Annotated in this window: 21 protein-coding genes; 13 read left to right on the top strand and 8 right to left on the bottom strand. The window is 70.6% G+C overall.

Features of this window, described 5'->3' with window-relative positions; genetic code table 11:
* Position 1: 1 nt before the first annotated feature.
* The 7 genes from nadC (at position 2) to ACIP4Y_RS26300 (ending at position 4,805) form a co-directional block, all read left to right on the top strand.
* Positions 2-979 (top strand): carboxylating nicotinate-nucleotide diphosphorylase, encoded by a 978-nt coding sequence (nadC, locus tag ACIP4Y_RS26330; RefSeq protein ID WP_358637695.1) that lies wholly within the window; start codon positions 2-4, stop codon positions 977-979.
* Between the two features lie 5 nt (positions 980-984).
* A complete protein-coding gene (locus ACIP4Y_RS26325) occupies positions 985-1,782 on the top strand; it encodes a type III pantothenate kinase (protein ID WP_358637693.1) in 798 nt (265 codons plus the stop codon).
* A 160-nt stretch (positions 1,783-1,942) separates the two neighbouring features.
* The gene (locus ACIP4Y_RS26320) at positions 1,943-2,587 is read left to right on the top strand and encodes a hypothetical protein (protein ID WP_401398420.1); all 645 of its coding nucleotides are present in this window, start codon (positions 1,943-1,945) and stop codon (positions 2,585-2,587) included.
* Between the two features lie 342 nt (positions 2,588-2,929).
* Entirely contained in the window at positions 2,930-3,109 is a 180-nt protein-coding gene (locus ACIP4Y_RS26315; protein WP_401397938.1) for a hypothetical protein, read from the top strand.
* A gap of 191 nt (positions 3,110-3,300) precedes the next feature.
* Positions 3,301-3,723, top strand: coding sequence for a BlaI/MecI/CopY family transcriptional regulator (locus tag ACIP4Y_RS26310; RefSeq protein ID WP_401398418.1), 423 nt, complete (start codon positions 3,301-3,303; stop codon positions 3,721-3,723).
* A gap of 9 nt (positions 3,724-3,732) precedes the next feature.
* Complete coding sequence (locus ACIP4Y_RS26305; RefSeq protein WP_030651520.1) at positions 3,733-4,266, top strand: amino-acid N-acetyltransferase; 534 nt, start codon at positions 3,733-3,735, stop codon at positions 4,264-4,266.
* Between the two features lie 203 nt (positions 4,267-4,469).
* The gene (locus tag ACIP4Y_RS26300) at positions 4,470-4,805 is read left to right on the top strand and encodes an Lsr2 family protein (RefSeq protein ID WP_030342734.1); all 336 of its coding nucleotides are present in this window, start codon (positions 4,470-4,472) and stop codon (positions 4,803-4,805) included.
* Here the strand turns inward: ACIP4Y_RS26300 and ACIP4Y_RS26295 are convergent.
* Positions 4,784-5,497 carry an SCO3374 family protein gene (locus tag ACIP4Y_RS26295; protein ID WP_401397935.1) on the bottom strand — a complete coding sequence of 238 codons (714 nt, stop codon included), beginning with the start codon at positions 5,495-5,497 and terminating at the stop codon, positions 4,784-4,786. The genes ACIP4Y_RS26300 and ACIP4Y_RS26295 overlap by 22 nt on opposite strands.
* A 465-nt stretch (positions 5,498-5,962) precedes the next feature.
* Between ACIP4Y_RS26295 and ACIP4Y_RS26290 the strand changes: the two genes are divergently transcribed.
* On the top strand, positions 5,963-8,488 hold the full coding sequence (locus ACIP4Y_RS26290) for an ATP-dependent Clp protease ATP-binding subunit (RefSeq protein ID WP_401397933.1): 2,526 nt from the start codon (positions 5,963-5,965) through the stop codon (positions 8,486-8,488).
* 114 nt (positions 8,489-8,602) lie between these two features.
* Here ACIP4Y_RS26290 and ACIP4Y_RS26285 read toward each other — a convergent pair whose 3' ends face one another.
* A complete protein-coding gene (locus ACIP4Y_RS26285; RefSeq protein WP_401397931.1) occupies positions 8,603-9,208 on the bottom strand; it encodes an HAD family acid phosphatase in 606 nt (201 codons plus the stop codon).
* A 465-nt stretch (positions 9,209-9,673) separates the two neighbouring features.
* Between ACIP4Y_RS26285 and ACIP4Y_RS26280 the strand changes: the two genes are divergently transcribed.
* On the top strand, positions 9,674-10,225 hold the full coding sequence (locus ACIP4Y_RS26280; protein ID WP_358637681.1) for a M23 family metallopeptidase: 552 nt from the start codon (positions 9,674-9,676) through the stop codon (positions 10,223-10,225).
* A 57-nt stretch (positions 10,226-10,282) separates the two neighbouring features.
* Here ACIP4Y_RS26280 and ACIP4Y_RS26275 read toward each other — a convergent pair whose 3' ends face one another.
* Complete coding sequence (locus ACIP4Y_RS26275) at positions 10,283-10,882, bottom strand: TetR/AcrR family transcriptional regulator (protein WP_401397929.1); 600 nt, start codon at positions 10,880-10,882, stop codon at positions 10,283-10,285.
* Between the two features lie 126 nt (positions 10,883-11,008).
* Here ACIP4Y_RS26275 and ACIP4Y_RS26270 point away from each other — a divergent pair, with 126 nt between their 5' ends.
* The 4 genes from ACIP4Y_RS26270 (at position 11,009) to ACIP4Y_RS26255 (ending at position 14,472) form a co-directional block, all read left to right on the top strand.
* Positions 11,009-12,577, top strand: a complete 1,569-nt coding sequence (locus tag ACIP4Y_RS26270; RefSeq protein WP_401397927.1) for an MDR family MFS transporter — start codon at positions 11,009-11,011, stop codon at positions 12,575-12,577.
* Between the two features lie 139 nt (positions 12,578-12,716).
* The gene (locus tag ACIP4Y_RS26265; protein WP_401397925.1) at positions 12,717-13,193 is read left to right on the top strand and encodes a helix-turn-helix transcriptional regulator; all 477 of its coding nucleotides are present in this window, start codon (positions 12,717-12,719) and stop codon (positions 13,191-13,193) included.
* Positions 13,190-13,624 carry a VOC family protein gene (locus tag ACIP4Y_RS26260; protein ID WP_401397923.1) on the top strand — a complete coding sequence of 145 codons (435 nt, stop codon included), beginning with the start codon at positions 13,190-13,192 and terminating at the stop codon, positions 13,622-13,624. Before ACIP4Y_RS26265 ends, ACIP4Y_RS26260 begins: the two co-directional genes overlap by 4 nt.
* Complete coding sequence (locus tag ACIP4Y_RS26255) at positions 13,621-14,472, top strand: class I SAM-dependent methyltransferase (protein ID WP_401397921.1); 852 nt, start codon at positions 13,621-13,623, stop codon at positions 14,470-14,472. The genes ACIP4Y_RS26260 and ACIP4Y_RS26255 overlap by 4 nt, the downstream gene beginning before the upstream one ends.
* A 44-nt stretch (positions 14,473-14,516) precedes the next feature.
* On the opposite strand, the gene cseC is transcribed toward ACIP4Y_RS26255, so the two are convergent.
* The 5 genes from cseC to ACIP4Y_RS26230 all read right to left on the bottom strand — a co-directional run bounded on the left by cseC (position 14,517) and on the right by ACIP4Y_RS26230 (position 18,987).
* Entirely contained in the window at positions 14,517-15,887 is a 1,371-nt protein-coding gene (gene cseC / locus ACIP4Y_RS26250) for a two-component system sensor histidine kinase CseC (RefSeq protein WP_401397919.1), read from the bottom strand.
* A 13-nt stretch (positions 15,888-15,900) separates the two neighbouring features.
* On the bottom strand, positions 15,901-16,602 hold the full coding sequence (gene cseB, locus ACIP4Y_RS26245; RefSeq protein ID WP_401397917.1) for a two-component system response regulator CseB: 702 nt from the start codon (positions 16,600-16,602) through the stop codon (positions 15,901-15,903).
* Positions 16,603-16,656: 54 nt separating this feature from the next.
* Positions 16,657-17,310, bottom strand: a complete 654-nt coding sequence (locus tag ACIP4Y_RS26240) for a hypothetical protein (protein WP_401397915.1) — start codon at positions 17,308-17,310, stop codon at positions 16,657-16,659.
* Positions 17,298-17,837, bottom strand: a complete 540-nt coding sequence (locus ACIP4Y_RS26235; protein ID WP_030751823.1) for a SigE family RNA polymerase sigma factor — start codon at positions 17,835-17,837, stop codon at positions 17,298-17,300. The genes ACIP4Y_RS26240 and ACIP4Y_RS26235 overlap by 13 nt, the downstream gene beginning before the upstream one ends.
* Positions 17,838-18,111: 274 nt before the next feature.
* On the bottom strand, positions 18,112-18,987 hold the full coding sequence (locus tag ACIP4Y_RS26230; RefSeq protein WP_401397913.1) for an A/G-specific adenine glycosylase: 876 nt from the start codon (positions 18,985-18,987) through the stop codon (positions 18,112-18,114).
* Positions 18,988-19,024 lie beyond the last annotated feature (37 nt).

The raw sequence follows: 19,024 nt of genomic DNA, 5'->3' as shown, positions 1-19,024 counted from the left end.
CGTGAGCACCGACGACCTTCCCCTCGCCCCGACCGGCGGCTGCGGCGACGGCTGCGCCTGCGGCGCCGAGGGTGACGAGGAGTACCTGGAGTGCGGGCTCGACCCCGCGCTCGCCGAGCTGCTGGCCGCTGCCGGACTCGATCCGCTCGAGGTCGAGGACATCGCCAACGTCGCCATCCAGGAGGACCTGGACGGCGGCGTCGACGTGACGACCGTGTCGACCATCCCCGAGGACGCGGTGGCCACCGCCGACTTCACCGCGCGCGAGGCGGGCGTCGTGGCCGGCCTCCGCGTCGCCGAGGCCGTGCTCTCCGTGGTCTGCACGGACGAGTTCGAGGTCGAGCGGCACGTGGAGGACGGCGACCGGATCGAGGCCGGGCAGAAGCTGCTCTCGGTCACCACGCGCACGCGTGACCTGCTCACCGCCGAGCGCAGCGCGCTGAACATCCTGTGCCGGCTGTCCGGCATCGCGACCGCCACGCGCGCGTGGGCGGACGCGCTGGAGGGCACCAAGGCGCGCGTGCGGGACACCCGCAAGACCACCCCGGGCCTGCGGTCGCTGGAGAAGTTCGCCGTCCGCTGCGGCGGGGGCGTCAACCACCGCATGTCGCTCTCGGACGCGGCCCTGGTGAAGGACAACCACGTGGTCGCCGCCGGCGGCGTCGCGCAGGCCTTCAAGGCCGTACGGGAGGCCTTCCCGGAGGTGCCGATCGAGGTCGAGGTCGACACCCTGCACCAGCTGCGCGAGGTCGTGGACGCGGGCGCCGACCTGATCCTGCTGGACAACTTCACGCCCGGCGAGTGCGAGGAGGCCGTCGGCATCGTCGGCGGCCGGGCGCTGCTGGAGGCCTCCGGGCGGCTGACGCTCGCGGGCGCGCGCGCGTACGCCGAGACCGGCGTGGACTTCCTGGCCGTGGGCGCGCTCACGCACTCCTCGCCGATCCTGGACATCGGCCTGGACCTGCGCGAGGCGGAGTAACGGCCATGCTGCTCACGATCGACGTCGGCAACACGCACACCGTCCTCGGCCTGTTCGACGGCGAGGACATCGTCGAGCACTGGCGCATCTCCACGGACGCGCGGCGCACGGCGGACGAGCTGGCGGTGCTGCTCCAGGGCCTGATGGGCATGCACCCGCTGCTCGGCGAGGAACTGGGCGACGGCATCGACGGCATCGCGATCTGCGCGACCGTGCCGTCGGTGCTGCACGAGCTGCGCGAGGTCACCCGGCGGTACTACGGCGACGTACCCGCGGTGCTGGTCGAGCCGGGGGTGAAGACCGGTGTGCCGATCCAGTTCGACAACCCCAAGGAGGTCGGCGCCGACCGCATCATCAACGCGGTCGCGGCGAACGAGCTGTACGGCGGGCCGGCGATCGTCGTCGACTTCGGTACGGCGACCACGTTCGACGCGGTCTCCGCGCGCGGGGAGTACGTCGGCGGGGTCATCGCCCCCGGCATCGAGATCTCGGTGGAGGCCCTGGGGGTCAAGGCCGCCCAGCTGCGGAAGATCGAGGTGGCCAGGCCCCGGAACGTGATCGGCAAGAACACCGTCGAGGCCATGCAGTCGGGCATCGTGTACGGCTTCGCCGGACAGGTCGACGGCGTGGTGAGCCGGATGGCGCGGGAGCTGGCCGAGGACCCCGACGACGTCACGGTGATCGCCACGGGCGGGCTCGCTCCGATGGTGCTGGGGGAGTCCTCGGTGATCGACGAGCACCAGCCGTGGCTGACGCTGATAGGGCTGCGCCTGGTGTACGAGCGGAACGTCTCGCGGCTGTGAGGGCCGGCCGGCGCCCGCGCGGGTGCCGGCCCCGCCCCGTGACACCGGACGAGGGAAACCCGGAACGACACGCGGCGAATCAACATCCGGGATTCCTCACTTTTGTCCGATTAGTCGGTAGCGTCGCCGCATGCCCACGCCATACGGATCCCGCGGCGGCATGGCGTTCGGCGTGGAGGAGCTGCGTGTGCTCCGCCGCGCCCTCGCCCTCGCCCTCCACCCCGGCCACGCCTCCGCCGAGGACGTGCAGGACTGTTTCCGGCTCGCCGAGTCGCTCGACGAGGCGATGTGCGAGGGGGCCAGGCTGCGCGCCTTCCTGGTGGCCGACCTGGACCGCTACCGGGCCGCTCTGCCGGGAACCGTCGCCGGTTACCTGACCCTCCTGGAGGAGGCGCTCGGAGCCGGGCACCGGCCCACGCCGGACGACCTCGCGGCGCTCCGGGCGCTGCGCGGGAACCCCGCGGCGGCGGCGCTGCTGGACCGCTGCCAGGCGCTGGCCGAGCAGGACGTACGGGCGCGGTTCGCGCAGGGCGCGCGCAGGGTCCCGGCGCCCGCCGTGCCGCCCGCGCGGACGCGTCTGACGGCCCTTGCGGGCGGCGCGGGGGAGGCGGGGGTGCGCCAGGGCGACGGGGAGGCCGAGGAGCCGTCGCAGACCCCGCAGGAGCCCGCGGAGAAGCCCCGGCCGAAGCCGGCGCCCGGCCCCGCGGAGCCGGTGGCACCGAAGCGGCCCATTCCCACGCCGGGCGAGGTCTTCCCACGCCGCAAGCCGACCCCACCGGAGCCCCGCCAACTGGCCGCGGGCTAGGACCCGCGGCCCCATTTCCTCCCCCTGCGGGGCTGATTCACCGTCGGTCGCCTCGGGTCCGTGGGGGGAATAGTTTCCGGCCCGCGCCGCCCGTGCGGCTTTGGTGGTGGGGTGCGGGTGGCCCTTGGGGGGTGGGCTCGTCGGCGGCAGCCTCGGGCCGCGGGGAGAGCCCCCCCGCGGGCGGGCTCGCCGCGGCGGCCTTCGGGCCGCGGGGTGATCGCTTGCCCGCCCGTAACGGCCGTGCGGCTTGGGGTGGGTCGTCGGTGGTGGGCTTCGCGGTGCGGTGGGTGGTTCGTGTGCCCCCGGGCCGTTCGCCCGGGTCCCCGTGGCTACTCTGGAGGCATGGACTATGTCTCCGCGCTCGTGCCTCCGGTCGTCATGGCCGTGTTCTTCATCGGTGTGGTCAGGGTGATCGTGAAGACCCAGGGCGGGGCCGCCAAGGCCAAGGAGGACGCCGCCGTCGACGCCGCGCTCGCGCGCGTGGAGGGTGCACGCAAGGCCTCCGCCGGCGGCGACGCCTGAGCGGGCCGCAGGCCTTCCACACGCCTCGGCCGTCCCCCGCGTACGACTCCGGCGCCCGCGCGCTTCGCGAGTCGTACGCCCTTTTTGTTCGCGTTTGTAGTCCTAGCGCACGTCCGGCACGCCATTGCCCGGATCTCCCACTATTGTTCTGAGGTGTGCCTCGCCCATTGGGAGAACTCGAAGACGCGGTCATGACGCGGGTGTGGAAGTGGAACCGCCCGGTGACCGTTCGAGAAGTCCTGGAAGACCTGCAGCAGGAACGCTCCATCGCGTACACCACCGTGATGACGGTTTTGGACAATCTCCATCAGAAGGGCTGGGTCCGTCGTGAGGCGGAAGGCCGGGCCTATCGATATGAGGCCGTGTCGACGCGCGCCGCGTACGCCGCCGCCCTGATGAACGACGCCTGGTCGCAGAGCGACAACCCCGCCGCCGCACTCGTCGCCTTCTTCGGCATGATGAGCGACGAACAGCGCCAGGCCCTCAGGGACGCCGTGCGGATCGTCCAGGGCCCGGAAGAAACCCGGGAAGCCCCCGAAGCCCGCCAACAGGAAGCACCCGAAGCCCGGCAAGAGGAGAACCCCGGCTCGGCAGAGGACACGGCCGGGCGATAGCGTCCGCTCATGTCAGCAGAGCGTCCCGAAGTCTCCGCAAAAGCCATCACCGTCCGGCGGGCCCGGACCAGCGATGTCCCGGCCGTGCGCCGCCTCCTCGACGCCTACGTCCGCGACCGCATCCTGCTCGACAAAGCCACGGTCACGCTTTACGAGGACATCCAGGAGTTCTGGGTCGCGGAACGCGACGACAACGCCGAGGTGGTCGGCTGCGGTGCGCTGCACGTCATGTGGGAGGACCTCGCGGAAGTCCGCACTCTGGCGGTGAAGCCCGGCCTCAAGGGCGCCGGCGTCGGCCATCAGTTGCTGGAGAAGTTGCTCCAGACCGCGCGCTGGCTCGGCGTTCGCCGGGTTTTCTGCCTGACCTTCGAAGTGGACTTCTTCGGGAAGCACGGCTTCGTGGAGATCGGCGAGACACCGGTCGACACCGATGTGTACGCGGAGCTGTTGCGTTCCTATGACGAGGGCGTCGCCGAGTTCCTGGGTCTCGAACGAGTGAAGCCGAACACCTTGGGCAACAGCCGGATGCTTCTGCATCTGTGATCGTCATTGCCCCGGTGCCCTATGTCCGAAACGCGCATGTTTCCGGGTGTGGGCGGTCCGTCGGGTCACTCCCGAGGGTTTGTGTTTTTCCGGCAAAAGCGGTTTGCTTTCCGAGGTACTGCAGTACTGCATATAACAGGGGCGGCGAAACGGCGGACGCCGCACACCCCTGGCCCTCAACGTTATCGATGAAAGGAAATGCGGTGGCACAGAAGGTTCAGGTCCTTCTTGTCGACGACCTCGACGGCGGCGAGGCGGACGAGACCGTGACGTTCGCGCTGGACGGCAAGACGTACGAGATCGATCTCACGACTGCCAATGCGGACAAGCTGCGCAGCCTTCTTGATCCCTATGTGAAGGGTGGCCGTCGTACCGGTGGCCGCTCCTCCGGCGGGCGTGGAAAGGCGCGTGCCGCTTCGGGCGGCAACCAGGACACCGCGGCGATCCGCGCGTGGGCCAAGGAGAACGGATACGAGGTCAACGACCGCGGCCGGGTTCCCGCGTCCATCCGCGAGGCCTACGAGAAGGCCAACGGCTGATCCCGCCGGTCGGCGGGGTGCCCGGCGCACGCGCGCCGCAGCCGGACCCGGTGACAGTGCGCTGCCACCGTGTCCACCAGTCGTACGAGATCGGGGGCGCTCCCCTCGCGCCCCACGGGGGATACGGCCGGCATGGCCGGCATGGCCGGCATGGCCGGCAGCGAGGCCTCGACCTCGCGTCCAGGCTCAGGGGGCCGCAGCCACACGGCGGCCCCCTGCACGGAGTCACGCGGCACGGAGTCACGCGGCACGGAGCCGGGCCGTACGGATGCAGGCCCTCCAGGACGTGAACCAGCGGTCCCGGTGGGCGGACGCGGTGCCTCCAGGGTGTCGCCCGCCCCGAGGACCCGAAGGTCCAGGCGTACGGCGCCCCACTCCAGCCAGTCCAGCAGCCCGGGCAGCTCCTCCGCCCCGCCCGCGGCCACCAGCAGCTCCATCCGGTCGCCCCGCAGGGCCACCGGGGAGCCCGGCCCGAGATGCCGGAGCGCCTGTGCGCCCGCCTCGGCCGGCACGTCCAGCACGTCGAACCGCACCCCCGTGAGCAGCCGCAGCGGCCGTCCGGGCACTGTCGGCCACCCCAGATCGTTCTCGTACCAGTGCCGGGCCCGGGCGTCCGGGCCGACGCAGAGACAACCGGCGACGGGTGCGTTCGGGTCGAGGGGCCGGCGAGGAAGGGGGACCGTGGAAGACATGGAGACCGTGGAGGTCCTGGAGACCGAGCCAACCATGACAAGTGAAACGCCGGATCCCCCTTCAGGTTACGCTGGGTGTCCTGTCGGCTGCGCACAGTGCCGGAAAACGGGGCGCTTGGGGGTCCGGGGAGGCGCAAGGTTGTTCGCCCATAGCGGAGGGAACCGGTGCGCGCCGCATGGAGTGTCAGTCCCTGCGGGTAAGACATGCCTAGTGGGAGGGGGCGACATGCAGGACAGGCCGTCTCACGTTCGCCATCGGCGTACTGGCGACTGGGGTAACTGCCTGGCCTGCGGGAACATCGTCTCGCACCATCGGGTTGGAGCAGATGTCGGCGCACACGGTCAGGAGGCCATCGACGGTGTCGGCAGTTGGAATGAGCGGTCCCCGCTTGCGGGACTAAGCTGCGGAAGGACAGGGAGGGGAAGTTCCCCCCACTGCCTGACCGCTCTGAGGAGCGATTAACGATGTTCGAGAGGTTCACCGACCGCGCGCGGCGGGTTGTCGTCCTGGCTCAGGAAGAAGCCCGGATGCTCAACCACAACTACATCGGCACCGAGCACATCCTCCTGGGTCTCATCCACGAGGGCGAAGGTGTCGCCGCTAAGGCCCTGGAGAGCCTCGGCATTTCGCTTGAGGCGGTCCGCCAGCAGGTGGAGGAGATCATCGGTCAGGGCCAGCAGGCCCCGTCCGGGCACATCCCCTTCACCCCCCGTGCCAAGAAGGTCCTGGAGCTGTCGCTCCGCGAGGCCCTTCAGCTGGGCCACAACTACATCGGCACGGAACACATCCTGCTCGGCCTGATCCGCGAGGGCGAGGGCGTCGCCGCCCAGGTCCTGGTCAAGCTGGGTGCAGACCTCAACCGGGTGCGGCAGCAGGTCATCCAGCTGCTCTCCGGTTACCAGGGCAAGGAGACCGCCGCCGCGGGCGGCCCGGCCGAGGGCACGCCTTCGACCTCCCTCGTCCTGGACCAGTTCGGCCGGAACCTCACCCAGGCCGCTCGTGAGTCCAAGCTCGACCCGGTGATCGGGCGCGAGAAGGAGATCGAGCGGGTCATGCAGGTGCTGTCCCGCCGTACGAAGAACAACCCGGTCCTGATCGGTGAGCCCGGTGTCGGCAAGACCGCCGTCGTCGAGGGCCTGGCCCAGGCCATCGTCAAGGGCGAGGTGCCCGAGACCCTCAAGGACAAGCACCTCTACACGCTGGACCTCGGCGCCCTGGTCGCCGGCTCCCGCTACCGCGGTGACTTCGAGGAGCGCCTGAAGAAGGTGCTCAAGGAGATCCGCACCCGCGGCGACATCATCCTGTTCATCGACGAGCTGCACACGCTGGTCGGTGCGGGTGCCGCCGAGGGCGCCATCGACGCGGCTTCCATCCTGAAGCCGATGCTGGCCCGCGGTGAGCTGCAGACCATCGGCGCGACCACGCTGGACGAGTACCGCAAGCACCTGGAGAAGGACGCGGCCCTGGAGCGCCGCTTCCAGCCCATCCAGGTCGCGGAGCCGTCCCTGCCGCACACGATCGAGATCCTCAAGGGTCTCCGTGACCGGTACGAGGCCCACCACCGCGTCTCCATCACGGACGAGGCCCTGGTCCAGGCGGCCACCCTGGCCGACCGGTACATCTCGGACCGCTTCCTGCCGGACAAGGCGATCGACCTGATCGACGAGGCCGGTTCCCGGATGCGCATCCGCCGGATGACCGCTCCGCCGGACCTGCGCGAGTTCGACGAGAAGATCGCCGCCGTCCGCCGGGACAAGGAGTCCGCGATCGACTCGCAGGACTTCGAGAAGGCCGCCTCCCTGCGCGACAAGGAGAAGCAGCTCCTGGCCGCCAAGGCGAAGCGGGAGAAGGAGTGGAAGGCCGGCGACATGGACGTCGTCGCCGAGGTCGACGGCGAGCTGATCGCCGAGGTCCTCGCCACGGCCACCGGCATCCCGGTCTTCAAGCTGACCGAGGAGGAGTCCAGCCGTCTGCTCCGCATGGAGGACGAGCTGCACAAGCGGGTCATCGGCCAGAACGACGCCGTCAAGGCGCTGTCGAAGGCGATCCGCCGTACGCGCGCGGGTCTGAAGGACCCGAAGCGTCCGGGTGGTTCGTTCATCTTCGCCGGCCCGTCCGGTGTCGGTAAGACCGAGCTGTCCAAGGCACTCGCCGAGTTCCTCTTCGGTGACGAGGACGCGCTGATCTCCCTCGACATGTCGGAGTTCAGCGAGAAGCACACGGTGTCGCGTCTCTTCGGTTCGCCCCCCGGATACGTGGGCTACGAGGAGGGCGGCCAGCTGACCGAGAAGGTGCGCCGCAAGCCGTTCTCCGTCGTCCTCTTCGACGAGGTCGAGAAGGCCCACCCGGACATCTTCAACTCGCTGCTGCAGATCCTGGAGGACGGTCGTCTGACCGACTCCCAGGGCCGGGTCGTGGACTTCAAGAACACGGTCATCATCATGACGACCAACCTCGGCACCCGGGACATCTCCAAGGGCTTCAACCTGGGCTTCGCGGCCTCGGGTGACACGAAGACCAACTACGAGCGCATGAAGAACAAGGTGTCGGACGAGCTCAAGCAGCACTTCCGTCCCGAGTTCCTCAACCGCGTCGACGACGTGGTCGTCTTCCCGCAGCTGACGCAGGCGGACATCCTGCGGATCGTCGACCTGATGATCGGCAAGGTGGACGAGCGCCTGAAGGACCGGGACATGGGCATCGAGCTCTCCCAGTCCGCCAAGGAGCTGCTGGCCAAGAAGGGTTACGACCCGGTGCTGGGCGCGCGTCCGCTGCGTCGCACGATCCAGCGCGAGATCGAGGACTCGCTGTCGGAGAAGATCCTCTTCGGCGAGCTGCGCCCCGGTCACATCGTGGTCGTGGACACCGAGGGCGAGGGCGAGTCCCAGACCTTCACCTTCCGGGGCGAGGAGAAGTCGGCCCTCCCGGACGTCCCGCCGATCGAGCAGGCCGCGGGTGGGGCCGGTCCCAACCTGAGCAAGGACGCGTAAGCCTCCTGCGGAGCGGCCGAGCATGAGGGGCCGGTGCCTTCGGGCACCGGCCCCTTCGGCGTTCCCGGCGCGGTCCCGTGCCGGGCGCGCGGTCCGTGCCGGGCGCGCTCGGTCTTACGACAACTGTCCGTCGTAGTCGGGCAGTTTGAAGGCCTTCTCGGCGTGCCCGCCGGACAGGTCGGTGGCGCTGTTGCCGATGTTGGCGATGATCGTGTAGCCGTCGTTCTCGACGTCGACGCGCTGGGCGGTCTTGTAGGCGGCGACGTCCTTGAAGAGGTCGAACAGGCCGCGGACGTAGAGGCCGGAGACGTCGTAGCCGTCGTGTTCCAGGTTGTACTCGGTGGGCCAGTACAGGACGCCGGGCCGGGCGGTGACGAAGAAGAGGGAGACGCCGTGCTCCTGGGCGTACCGGGCGACGTCCAGGACGGGCTTGTTGGCCGGCTGGGGGTAGCTGAAGCCGAAGTCGGTCTCCAGCGTGGTGTTGTCGATGTCGAGGACGATGGCCTGCCTCTCGCCGGGCCGGGCGGCGGCGATGCGGTCCTTCAGGTACGGCAGGGCCTGGTCCATGACGGTCTGGCAGTCCTTCTGCCAGGTGGCGTAGTCGACCTTCGCGGAGGAGGTGCTCGTGGTCGCCGCCTCGGCCGGGGCGGCCGTCGCGGCCAGGGCGGCCACGGAGACGGCGGTCACGGAGATGCGGCGCGCCCAGGGGCGTCTGGTCATCGGTGGGTGGTCCTCTCGCGTCTGAAATGTCAGGGGCATGATCTGAGGCGAGGGTGGCGCGAGGGGAACCGTAGGGTTACCGGAGGGTAGGTGCCTAGAGGCCTGCGTCACATTTCCGTGATCGTCGGTTTGGGTAGCCGGTGATAAGGGGCACAGGCGAAATGTCCGGTACTAGCCGGGATAGTGGGATGTGCTAGCCGGGTAAAGCGGGATAAATAGGGCAAAAAGGGACCTTTACTCCGCAATCCCGCACGGAAGAAACCCGTCGTCAGGGGCCGGTTGTCCGGAGGGCAGGGCTGTCAAGAAAGCGGCCGGTTTCGCGGTCGTGTACTACCCGCTGCCGTAGATGGGCCGTTTTGGGCTGGATGGGGTGCTCGGTTACCAAGGGATGGCCGCTTGGCCGGATGTCTCCCCGGACGTCTGTGCGCCGGGTGGCCGATCTGCTCCCGAGTCCACGAGGTCCCGATGTTCCAGCGCTTCACGTCCCGCTCTTCCCGCTCGTCCTCGCTCCGTGCCCGTGTGACCGTCCTGGCTGCCGGACTCGGCGCCACGGCCGTGCTGGGTACCGGGGTCGCGAGCGCCGCCACCGCGTCCGCCGGCTCCTGGGTCGACCCGGTGAAGAGCTACACGCTCTCCGCGAGCTTCGCGCAGGCCGGCAGTCACTGGGCCGCCAAGCACAGCGGCCAGGACTTCGCCGTGCCGACCGGCACCGACGTCGTCGCCGCGCACGGCGGCACCGTCGTCAAGGCCGGCCCCAACGGCGCCGGTGACGGCCCGGCGTACGGCAACGCCGTCGTCATCAAGCACGGCAGCGGCACCTACTCGCAGTACGCGCACCTGTCCCGGGTCGACGTCCGGCCCGGCCAGATCGTGAAGACCGGCCAGCACATCGCCCTGTCCGGCTCCACCGGCAACTCCACCGGCCCGCACCTGCACTTCGAGATCCGTACGACCCCGAACTACGGCTCCGCCATCGACCCGGTCGCGTTCCTGCGCGCCCAGGGCGTGACGGTCTGACCCAGGGCCTGTCGTTCGGATCGTGCCGGGCTCGCCGGCTGATCCGAACGACAGGACCTAGTCCGTCCCGCGGGCGTGCTCGTGCGCCTGTGTGACCAGGTCCAGGGCGACCTCGAGAACGGCCTCGCGCTTCTTCTCGGGGTCGCCTTCGATGTCCTGCATCACGAACATCCCCGCGTGCAGCGTGAACATCGCGCTGACGGAGCGGACCTGGTCGACCAGTTCCGCCTCCGGGTTGATGAGGATGTCCCGCAGGCCGCGCATCCGGTCCTTGAAGGTGTCGCCGATGCGCAGTTCCCGTACCGTCGCCTGGTTCTCCTGCATGAAGCGGAACAACGGCTCCGCACCCTGGAGCGCCTCGCTGTAGCGGCGGATGATCTCCTGCTTGGTCTCCAGCGTGTGCGGCTGCCCCCGGCCCCACTCGATCAGTTCCAGGATCGGCTTCGTCAGATCCTCGAAGAGGCTGACGATGATCTCTTCCTTCGTCTTGAAGTGGTAGTACAGGGCCGCCTTCGTGACGTCGAGACGCTCGGCGATCTCGCGCAGGGAGGTCTTCTCGTAGCCCTGCTCCGCGAAGAGGGCGAGCGCCACGTCCTGGATGCGCTGGCGGGTGTTGCCGCGGCGCTGCTGTTTGGTGCCGTCCATGGTGACGCCCATCCTCGTACTCCTCGCGCTCCGGCGGAAACTTACTTGACGCCCGGCTAGTAGCGCGTCTACCTTCCCAGTGTAGTGACAACTAGCCGGGCGGCAAGTAAGTACGCCGCAGGGGGAAACGGGAAGACGATGGCGGACACGGTCGAAACCACCACAGAGGGCAAACAGCCCAGGAGTGTGCGAGTAGTGCTGCTCGCACTCATGATCGCGATGATGCTCGCGATGCTCGACAACATGATCGTGGGCACGGCGATGCCCACGATCGTGGGCGAACTGGGCGGCCTGGAGCACCTCTCCTGGGTCGTCACCGGTTACACCCTGGCCACCGCGGCCTCCACCCCGATCTGGGGCAAGCTCGGTGACATGTACGGGCGCAAGGGCGCCTTCCTCAGTTCGATCGTGATCTTCCTCATCGGCTCGGCGCTGAGCGGCATGGCCCAGGACATGGGCCAGCTGATCGGGTTCCGGGCCGTGCAGGGCCTGGGCGCCGGCGGTCTGATGGTCGGCGTGATGGCGATCATCGGCGACCTGATCCCGCCGCGGGAGCGGGGCAAGTACCAGGGCATGATGGCCGGCGTCATGGCGCTGGCGATGATCGGCGGCCCGCTGGTCGGCGGCACCATCACGGACAACTGGGGCTGGCGCTGGGCCTTCTACATCAACCTGCCGCTGGGCGCGGTCGCCCTGGCGCTGGTCACCGCCGTACTGCACCTGCCGAGGAAGCGCTCCAAGGCCGGCATCGACTACCTGGGCGTCGTCCTGCTGACCGTCGGCATCACCTCCATCGTGCTGGTCACCACCTGGGGCGGCACCGAGTACGCCTGGACCTCCGCGCGGATCATGGAGCTGATCGGCATCGGCGTGGCCGCGCTGGTCGGGTTCGTGTTCTGGCAGACCAGGGCCGCCGAGCCGGTCCTGCCGCTGCACATCTTCAAGAGCCGCAACTTCACCCTGATGTCGGTCATCGGCTTCATCACCGGCTTCGTGATGTTCGGCGCCACCCTGTTCCTGCCGCTGTACCAGCAGGCCGTGCAGGGCGCCTCCGCGACCAACTCCGGTCTGCTGCTCCTGCCGATGCTCGGCGCGATGCTCGTGACCTCGATGGTCGCCGGGCGGGTCACCACCAACAGCGGCCGGTACAAGATCTTCCCGATCGTCGGCGGTGTCCTGATGATCGTCGGCATGTACCTGCTGTCCCTGATGGACACCGGTACCACCCGGCTGACCTCCGGCGTCTACATGGCCGTCGTCGGCGCGGGCATGGGCTGCCTGATGCAGATCACCATGCTGGTCGCGCAGAACAGCGTGGAGATGAAGGACATGGGCGTGGCGTCCTCCTCGACCACCCTGTTCCGTACCCTCGGCTCCTCCTTCGGCGTGGCCATCATGGGCGCCCTGTTCAACCACCGGGTGCAGGACGTCATGGCCGAGCGGGCCGGCGCGCTGGGCAAGAACATCACCGAGAAGTCGGCGCAGCTGGACGCCAAGAGCCTGCAGAAGCTGCCGGCGGTGGCGCGCGAGGCGTACCAGCACGCGGTGTCCTCGGGCACGCACTCGGCGTTCCTGCTCGGTGCCGGGATCGCGGTCGTGGTGCTGATCGCGGCGCTGTTCGTCAAGGAGGTGCCGCTCAAGGGCGGTCCGAAGGCCCCCGCGGAGGGTGCCGACCCGGCGCCGCAGGCCGTGGTCGAGGCCGTCTGAGCAACCCCGAGTCCGAAGGCCCCGGTGCGTGTCCGCCACCGGGGCCTTCGGCCGTTCCCACCCCTCGCAAGACCGCGGTGTCCGCGCTGGTCGACGCCGGTTCGGGCCCGATGTCAGACCCCCGTGCCACCATCGGCGCATGGACAAGATCCGCCGCCTGCGTCTGGCCAAGGACGCCATGGACCGGGACTGGGCCGACCCGGGCCTCGACCTGGACGCGGTGGCGGCCCACGCCGGGTACTCGCGGTATCACTTCCTGCGCGCCTTCAAGGAGGCGTACGGCGAGACACCAGGCCAGTACCTGACCCACCGGCGGATCGAGCGCGCCGAGGAGCTGCTGCGCAGCGCCAACCTCACGGTCACCGAGATCTGCACCCTGGTCGGCTTCAGCAGCCTCGGCACCTTCTCCGCCCGCTTCAAGGCCCGTACCGGCCTCACCCCCAGCAAGTACCGGAGCGAGCACGTCGGCCGTGGCGCCGCCCTCATACCCGGCTGCTACGCCATGCTCTGGGCCGGCGGTTTCAACACCGCAACATCGAAGAAGCGCGCCGCGCCCGGCCCTGCCTACGGTGACGAGCAGGAACAGCAGCCTCGCGACAGGAGAGCGCAGCCATGATCAAAGGCCTGGCCATCAGCACCGTATGGACCACCGACCAGCAGCGGACGAAGGCCTTCTTCACCGAGAAGCTGGGCTTCGAGGTGCGCACCGACCTCGCCCTGGGCGACATGCGCTGGATCACCGTCGGCGCCAAGGACCAGCCCGGCCTGGAGCTGGCGCTGATGAGCCTGGACGGCCCGGGCCTGGACCCCGAGTCCGCCGAGGCGCTGAAGAAGCTGGTCGCCAAGGGAGTGCTGGGCGCCGGGGCGTTCCACACGGACGACTGCCGGGGAGACTACGAGACCTTCAAGGCCCGCGGGGTGGAGTTCGTCCAGGAGCCGAAGGAGCGGCCGTACGGCGTCGAGGCGATCTTCCGCGACGACAACGGCAACTGGTACTCGCTGACCCAGCGCAGCGAGGAGCTGGACTTCTCCAAGGACTTCGGATGACCGCGCAGCCTGCGGTGCTGCCGGACCACACGGCGGTACGGACCGCGCTGTGGCGGGCGCTGCACCTGCGGGCCGATCCGCCGCCGCACGTCATCGCGGACGAGGTCGGGCTGCGGCTGGCGGATCCCGGCGACGACTGGCGCTCCCGGCCCGACATGGACGAGCGGGAGACCCGGCCGGTGCGGGCGTCCATCGCGGCCCGCGCCCGGTTCGTCGAGGACCTCGTGGTGGAGCAGGCCGCGCGGGGCGTGGACCAGTACGTCCTGCTCGGCGCCGGCCTGGACACCTTCGCCCAGCGCCGGCCCGAGATCGCCGCGGGCCTGCGGGTGTTCGAGGCGGACCGGCCCGGGCCGCAGGAGTGGAAGCGAAGGCGGCTCGCCGACCTCGGGTACGGCGTCCCCGACTGGCTGCGGCTGGTCCCGGTCGACTTCGAGGGCGACTGGTGGGGGCGGCTGCTCGCGGCCGGTCTCGACCCGGGCCGCCCGGCGGTCGTGGCCTGCACCGGCGTCACCATGTACCTCACCCGGGACGCCGTCGAGGCGAGCTTCCGGCAGGTCGCGACGCTCGCTCCGGGCTCCGTGCTCGCCACCACGTTCCTGCGGCCGGCCGAGGACGTGGAGCCCGAGCTGCGGCCCTTCCACCAGGCGGCGGAGCGGGGCGCGCGCGCCTCCGGCACACCGTTCCTCAGCTACTTCACGCCCCCGCAGATGCTGGCCCTGGTCCGCGGCACCGGCTTCCGCGACGCCCGCCACGTACCGGCCGAGGAACTCACCCGCCGCTACTTCACCGGCCGCCCGGACGGCCTGCGCCCGTCCAGGGCGGAGGAACTGGTGCTGGCCACCACCTGAGCCGCCGGGGCGGCTGGGCGGGCTGGCTGCCCCAGCCCCCTCGGCTAGGCGCCGCCCGACGCCTGGGTCCCGCCCGACGCCGGCAGCATCGGGTAGCTGCCCGTGTTGGTCGGGGCGTGTTCCGGTAGCCACAGGACGGCCACCGCGCCCTCCGCGGCGACGCCGGGGGGCGCGCCCGCAGGGCGTACGTTGCGGAACGTCAGGCGGGCGCCGAGCACCCGGGCCTGGCCCGCCGCGATGGTCAGCCCGAGCCCGTGGCCCTGCCCGGCGCGGTCCTTGCTGCCGGTGCGGAACCGGCTCGGCCCCTCGGCGAGCAGTTCCTCGGGGAAGCCGGGACCGTGGTCGCGGACCCGGATGACCCGGCCCTCCACGGTCACCTCCACGGGCGGCCGGCCGTGCCGGGCGGCGTTGGCGAGCAGGTTGAACAGCACCCGCTCCAGCCGCCGCGGGTCGGTGGTGACCTCCGACTCGTGCACCACCCGCACGGTGACGTCCGGGTCCTTGGCCGCGACCCGGCGCGCCACGAACTCGCCGAGCATGATGTCCTGCAGCTCCGCCCGCTCCGAGGCGCCGTCCAGCCGGGCCACCTCCAGGACGTCCTCGACCAGGGTGCGCATGGCCTTGGCCCGGTCCAGGACCAGTTCCGTGGGCCGGCCCGGCGGCAGCAGCTCGGCGGCCGTCAGCAGGCCCGTCACCGGGGTGCGCAGCTCGTGCGCGATGTCGGCGGTGACCCGCCGCTCGGCCTCCAGGCGCTGGCGCAGCGCGTCCGCCATGGCGTCCACCGCTCGCGCGAGTTCGTCGGTCTCGTCCCGTACGACCCCGCCGATGGCCTCCTGCACCCGGATGTCGGTCACGCCGTTGGCGGTCTGGGTCGCCGCGTCCGCCGCCTTGCGCAGCCGGCGGGACAGCTGCCCGCCGATCAGCACGCCCAGCGCGCTGCCGCCGAGCACCACCGCGACCGAGCCGATGACCAGGGCCTGGTCCAGGTCCTGCAGCATGTCGGTGCTGCGGTCCGGCAGATGGCTGTGCAGGGACAGCACATGCCCGTCCTTCACCGGAACGGCCGCCCAGATGTCCGCCGCCCCGCCGTGCTCGGAGACATCGCTGGCCCGGCGGCCCCGCTCGACCTTCTCGCGCAGCGCGGCCGGCAGCTCCGGGTCGTCGACCTTGATGTAGGGGAAGACCCGCCCCCGGTTCAGCTCGTAGTTGCGCTGGGCCATCAGGACCCGGTCGTTGGCCAGCTCGCGCGCGTTGTCCAGCATCGAGACACGGGCCGCGTTGTGCACGACCAGGCTCAGCACGATCGCCACCAGGCCGGCCACCAGCGCGATCGCCGCGCTGACCTTCCACCTCAGTCCGGTGCGCAGGCCCACGCGCTCCATGCGCCGGACCGGGTGCCGCAGAATCCCCCGCATGCCGCCGCTCCGCTCAGGCCTTCAGCTTGTAGCCGAAGCCGCGGACCGTCTCGATCCGGTCCTGGCCGATCTTCTGCCGCAGCCGCTGCACATGCACGTCCACGACCCGGGTGTCCCCGCCCCAGCCGTAGTCCCACACGCGCTCCAGCAGCTTGTCGCGGGAGAGCACGGTCCCCGGCGCGGAGGAGAACTCCAGCAGCAGCCGCATCTCGGTGGGCGTCAGCGCCACCGGCCGCCCGGCCCGGCGCACCTCCATGCCCTCGGTGTCGATCTCCAGGTCGCCGAAGCTCAGCGTGCCGCCGCCGACCCCGGAGGCGGAGCCGTCCTGCGCGGACCCGCCGGCGTGCCCGAAGCGGCGCAGCACCGCGCGGATCCGGGCGACCAGCACGGCTCCGTCGAAGGGCTTGGTCACATAGTCGTCGGCGCCCGCCTCCAGGCCCAGGACGACGTCGATGGAGTCGGCCCGCGCCGACAGCATGATCACCGGCACGGTCGACTCGTCCCGGATCCGGCGGCACAGGCTGACGCCGTCCAGGCCGGGCACCATGACGTCCAGCAGTGCGATGTCGGGGCGGTTCGCCCGGAACGCCTCCAGGCCCGACAGACCGTCGGGCATGGCGGTGACCGCGAAGCCGTCCCGCTCCAGTGCGAGCTGGGTGGCCTCGCGGATGACGTCGTCGTCCTCGACGAACAGGACGTGGGTCTGGTCTGCCATCCCGGTGCTCTCAGTCCTCGTGGTGTCGTGGGGGTCAGGGTGTCCTACGGGGTGTCAGCTGTCCGGCGCGGGCGTCGGGCCCCCGCCGGCCGACTTGCTGTACTCGTTGCGGGTGGACTTCCCCGGGGCGAACCGCCCCTCCGTCCACCTGTACGGGGTCACGATCTCACCCGACGGGCTGGAGATCGGGTCGCCCTTCTCGTAGTACTGCCGGGTCACCGACAGGACACCCTGGTCGATCTCGGCGTAGACCGGGGACTCCTCGCTCTTGAAGACGTTCGTGTACGAGCCGTCGTCGTCCCGGTAGACATACGAGCCGATGCCGACCGCGTCGGCACAGGTCAGCACGTTGACGACGACGTCGTCCACCGGTCCGTCGGTCAGATTGCCGTAGGAGACGTCGACCGGGTACTCGTCGCCGTTGCACGGCTTCAGCTCCCGCTTGACCGCGCCCGACACCTCCGGGTCGTTCTTGACCAGCGCCACCGGATCCACCCGCCGGTAACTCTCCGCCGGACTGGGGGAGGGGGAGTCGACGGCCCCGGCCACCGCCGAGGCGTGCGCCGGGCCCTCGTCCCGGGCGCCCGTGCCCCCGCTGCCGCACGCGGCGACGAAAAGGGCGAGGGCGGCGAGCGCGGCCCCCACCGCGATCACCGCCTGTGTACTGCTGCGGGCCCGGTAGGGCCCGGCCCCGGTCAGGCCGCGCAACGCTCCCGCTCCTCACGCTCCAGCGCGCGTGCGTCCAGATCGCGGGCCTCCAGCTCCTCACGGAGCCGGGCGAGCGCCCGGTGCAGCGTGCTCTTGACCGTACCGGCCGACATGCCGAGGGCAGCGGCCGTCTCCTCTGTGGACATCTGCTCCCAGTGTCGCAGCACCACGACACTGCGCTGCTTCGGTGCGAGCACCTTCATGACATCCATCAGGAGGGCCCGGTCGGCGTGCTGCTCGGTCGAGTCATCCACGGAGGCGTCCGGCAGCTGCTCGGTGGGCACCTCCTCGAGCTTGCGCGCCCGCCACCACTCGGTCCGAGTGTTGATCATGACCCGGCGCAGATAGGCGTCGGCCAGCCGCTTGTCGGCGATGCCCTCCCAGCGGCCGTAGGTCCGCACCAGCGCGGTCTGCAGCAGGTCCTGGGCGTCGACCGGGTCCGGAACCAGCCGGCGTGCGCTGCGCAGCAGCGCGTCCTGCCGGGTGCGGACGTACTCCTCGAATTCGAGCACCTCGCCCTGGGCCATGTTCAACCGCCTCCGTTCCCCGTTGTGCTTCCGGCTCGTGCCTGAAGTCCTGCTGTCCCCGCGCCCGGTGGTCCGCCGGGCACGGAGAAGAAGCTACGGAGTGGTTGTCACGGGGCTGTGCGGACCAGCCTGCGGCTGGCAATCGGCTATCCGTCGGTTGTGTAACGGAAGTACGAACGGGGTAAGGCGAGCAGCCTGGCTGTCCCCTTATGGGGCACTTTGTCGGTTCAGGGGTTCTGTAACGGACGCCCCTGCGCTGTGACCTGTCTGTGCGTCAGCCCAGCGGCAGCCGGTACAGGCCGCCCGGCAGCGGCTCCACCAGACCGTCCGAGACCAGCCCGTCGAGCGCCCGGGCCCGCTGCACCGGCTCGTGCCACACCCGGTCCAGCACCGCCTGCGGCACCGGTGCGTGCGCCTCCCGCAGCACGGCCAGCAGCTTGCCGCGCACCTGCCGGTCCGTACCGGCGTACGTCTGCCCGCGGCGCGGCGGACCCGCGTGCTCCGGCTTGCCCGCGAGCCGCCAGGCGCACTGCGCGGCGATCGGGCACCGCGGGCACCCCTCGTTCTTCGCCGTGCACACCAGCGCGCCCAGCTCCATGGAGGCGGCGGCCCACCGTGCGGCGGTGCGCTCGTCCTCCGGCAGCAGCTCCCGTGCCAGGCGCCGCTCGGCCGCCGTGGTCGCGTTCGGCGGGTACTGCACGCCCGTCACCGCCCGCGCCAGGACCCGGCGGACATTGGTGTCCAGCACCGCGTGCCGCTGCCCGTACGCGAACGAGGCCACCGCGGCGGCCGTGTACTCGCCGACACCGGGCAGCGCCAGCAGCTGCGCGTGATCCGTCGGTACGTCCCCGCCGTGCCGCTCCGCTATGGCGACCGCGGCACCGTGCAGGCGCAGCGCGCGGCGCGGATAGCCGAGCCGGCCCCAGGCGCGCACCGCCTCGCCCGGTGCCTCCTTCGCGAGGTCGGCCGGGCGCGGCCAGCGGGCCAGCCACTCCTCGTAGACGGGCAGCACCCGGTTCACCGGGGTCTGCTGGAGCATGAACTCGCTGACCATCACGCCCCACGGGCCCGCCTCCGGGCGGCGCCAGGGGAGGTCGCGGGCGTGGGCGTCGAACCAGGCGATCACGGGGGCGTGCAGCTTCTCAGTCATGGCCTTTCCGATCCTGCCACGGGTTGGCGGGCGGAAT

The organism is Streptomyces sp. NPDC088810, from assembly GCF_044750305.1.
Lineage (GTDB): Bacteria > Actinomycetota > Actinomycetes > Streptomycetales > Streptomycetaceae > Streptomyces.
The sequence above is the reverse complement of the archived record's forward strand: the minus strand, read 5'-3'. Positions and strand labels throughout refer to the sequence as shown.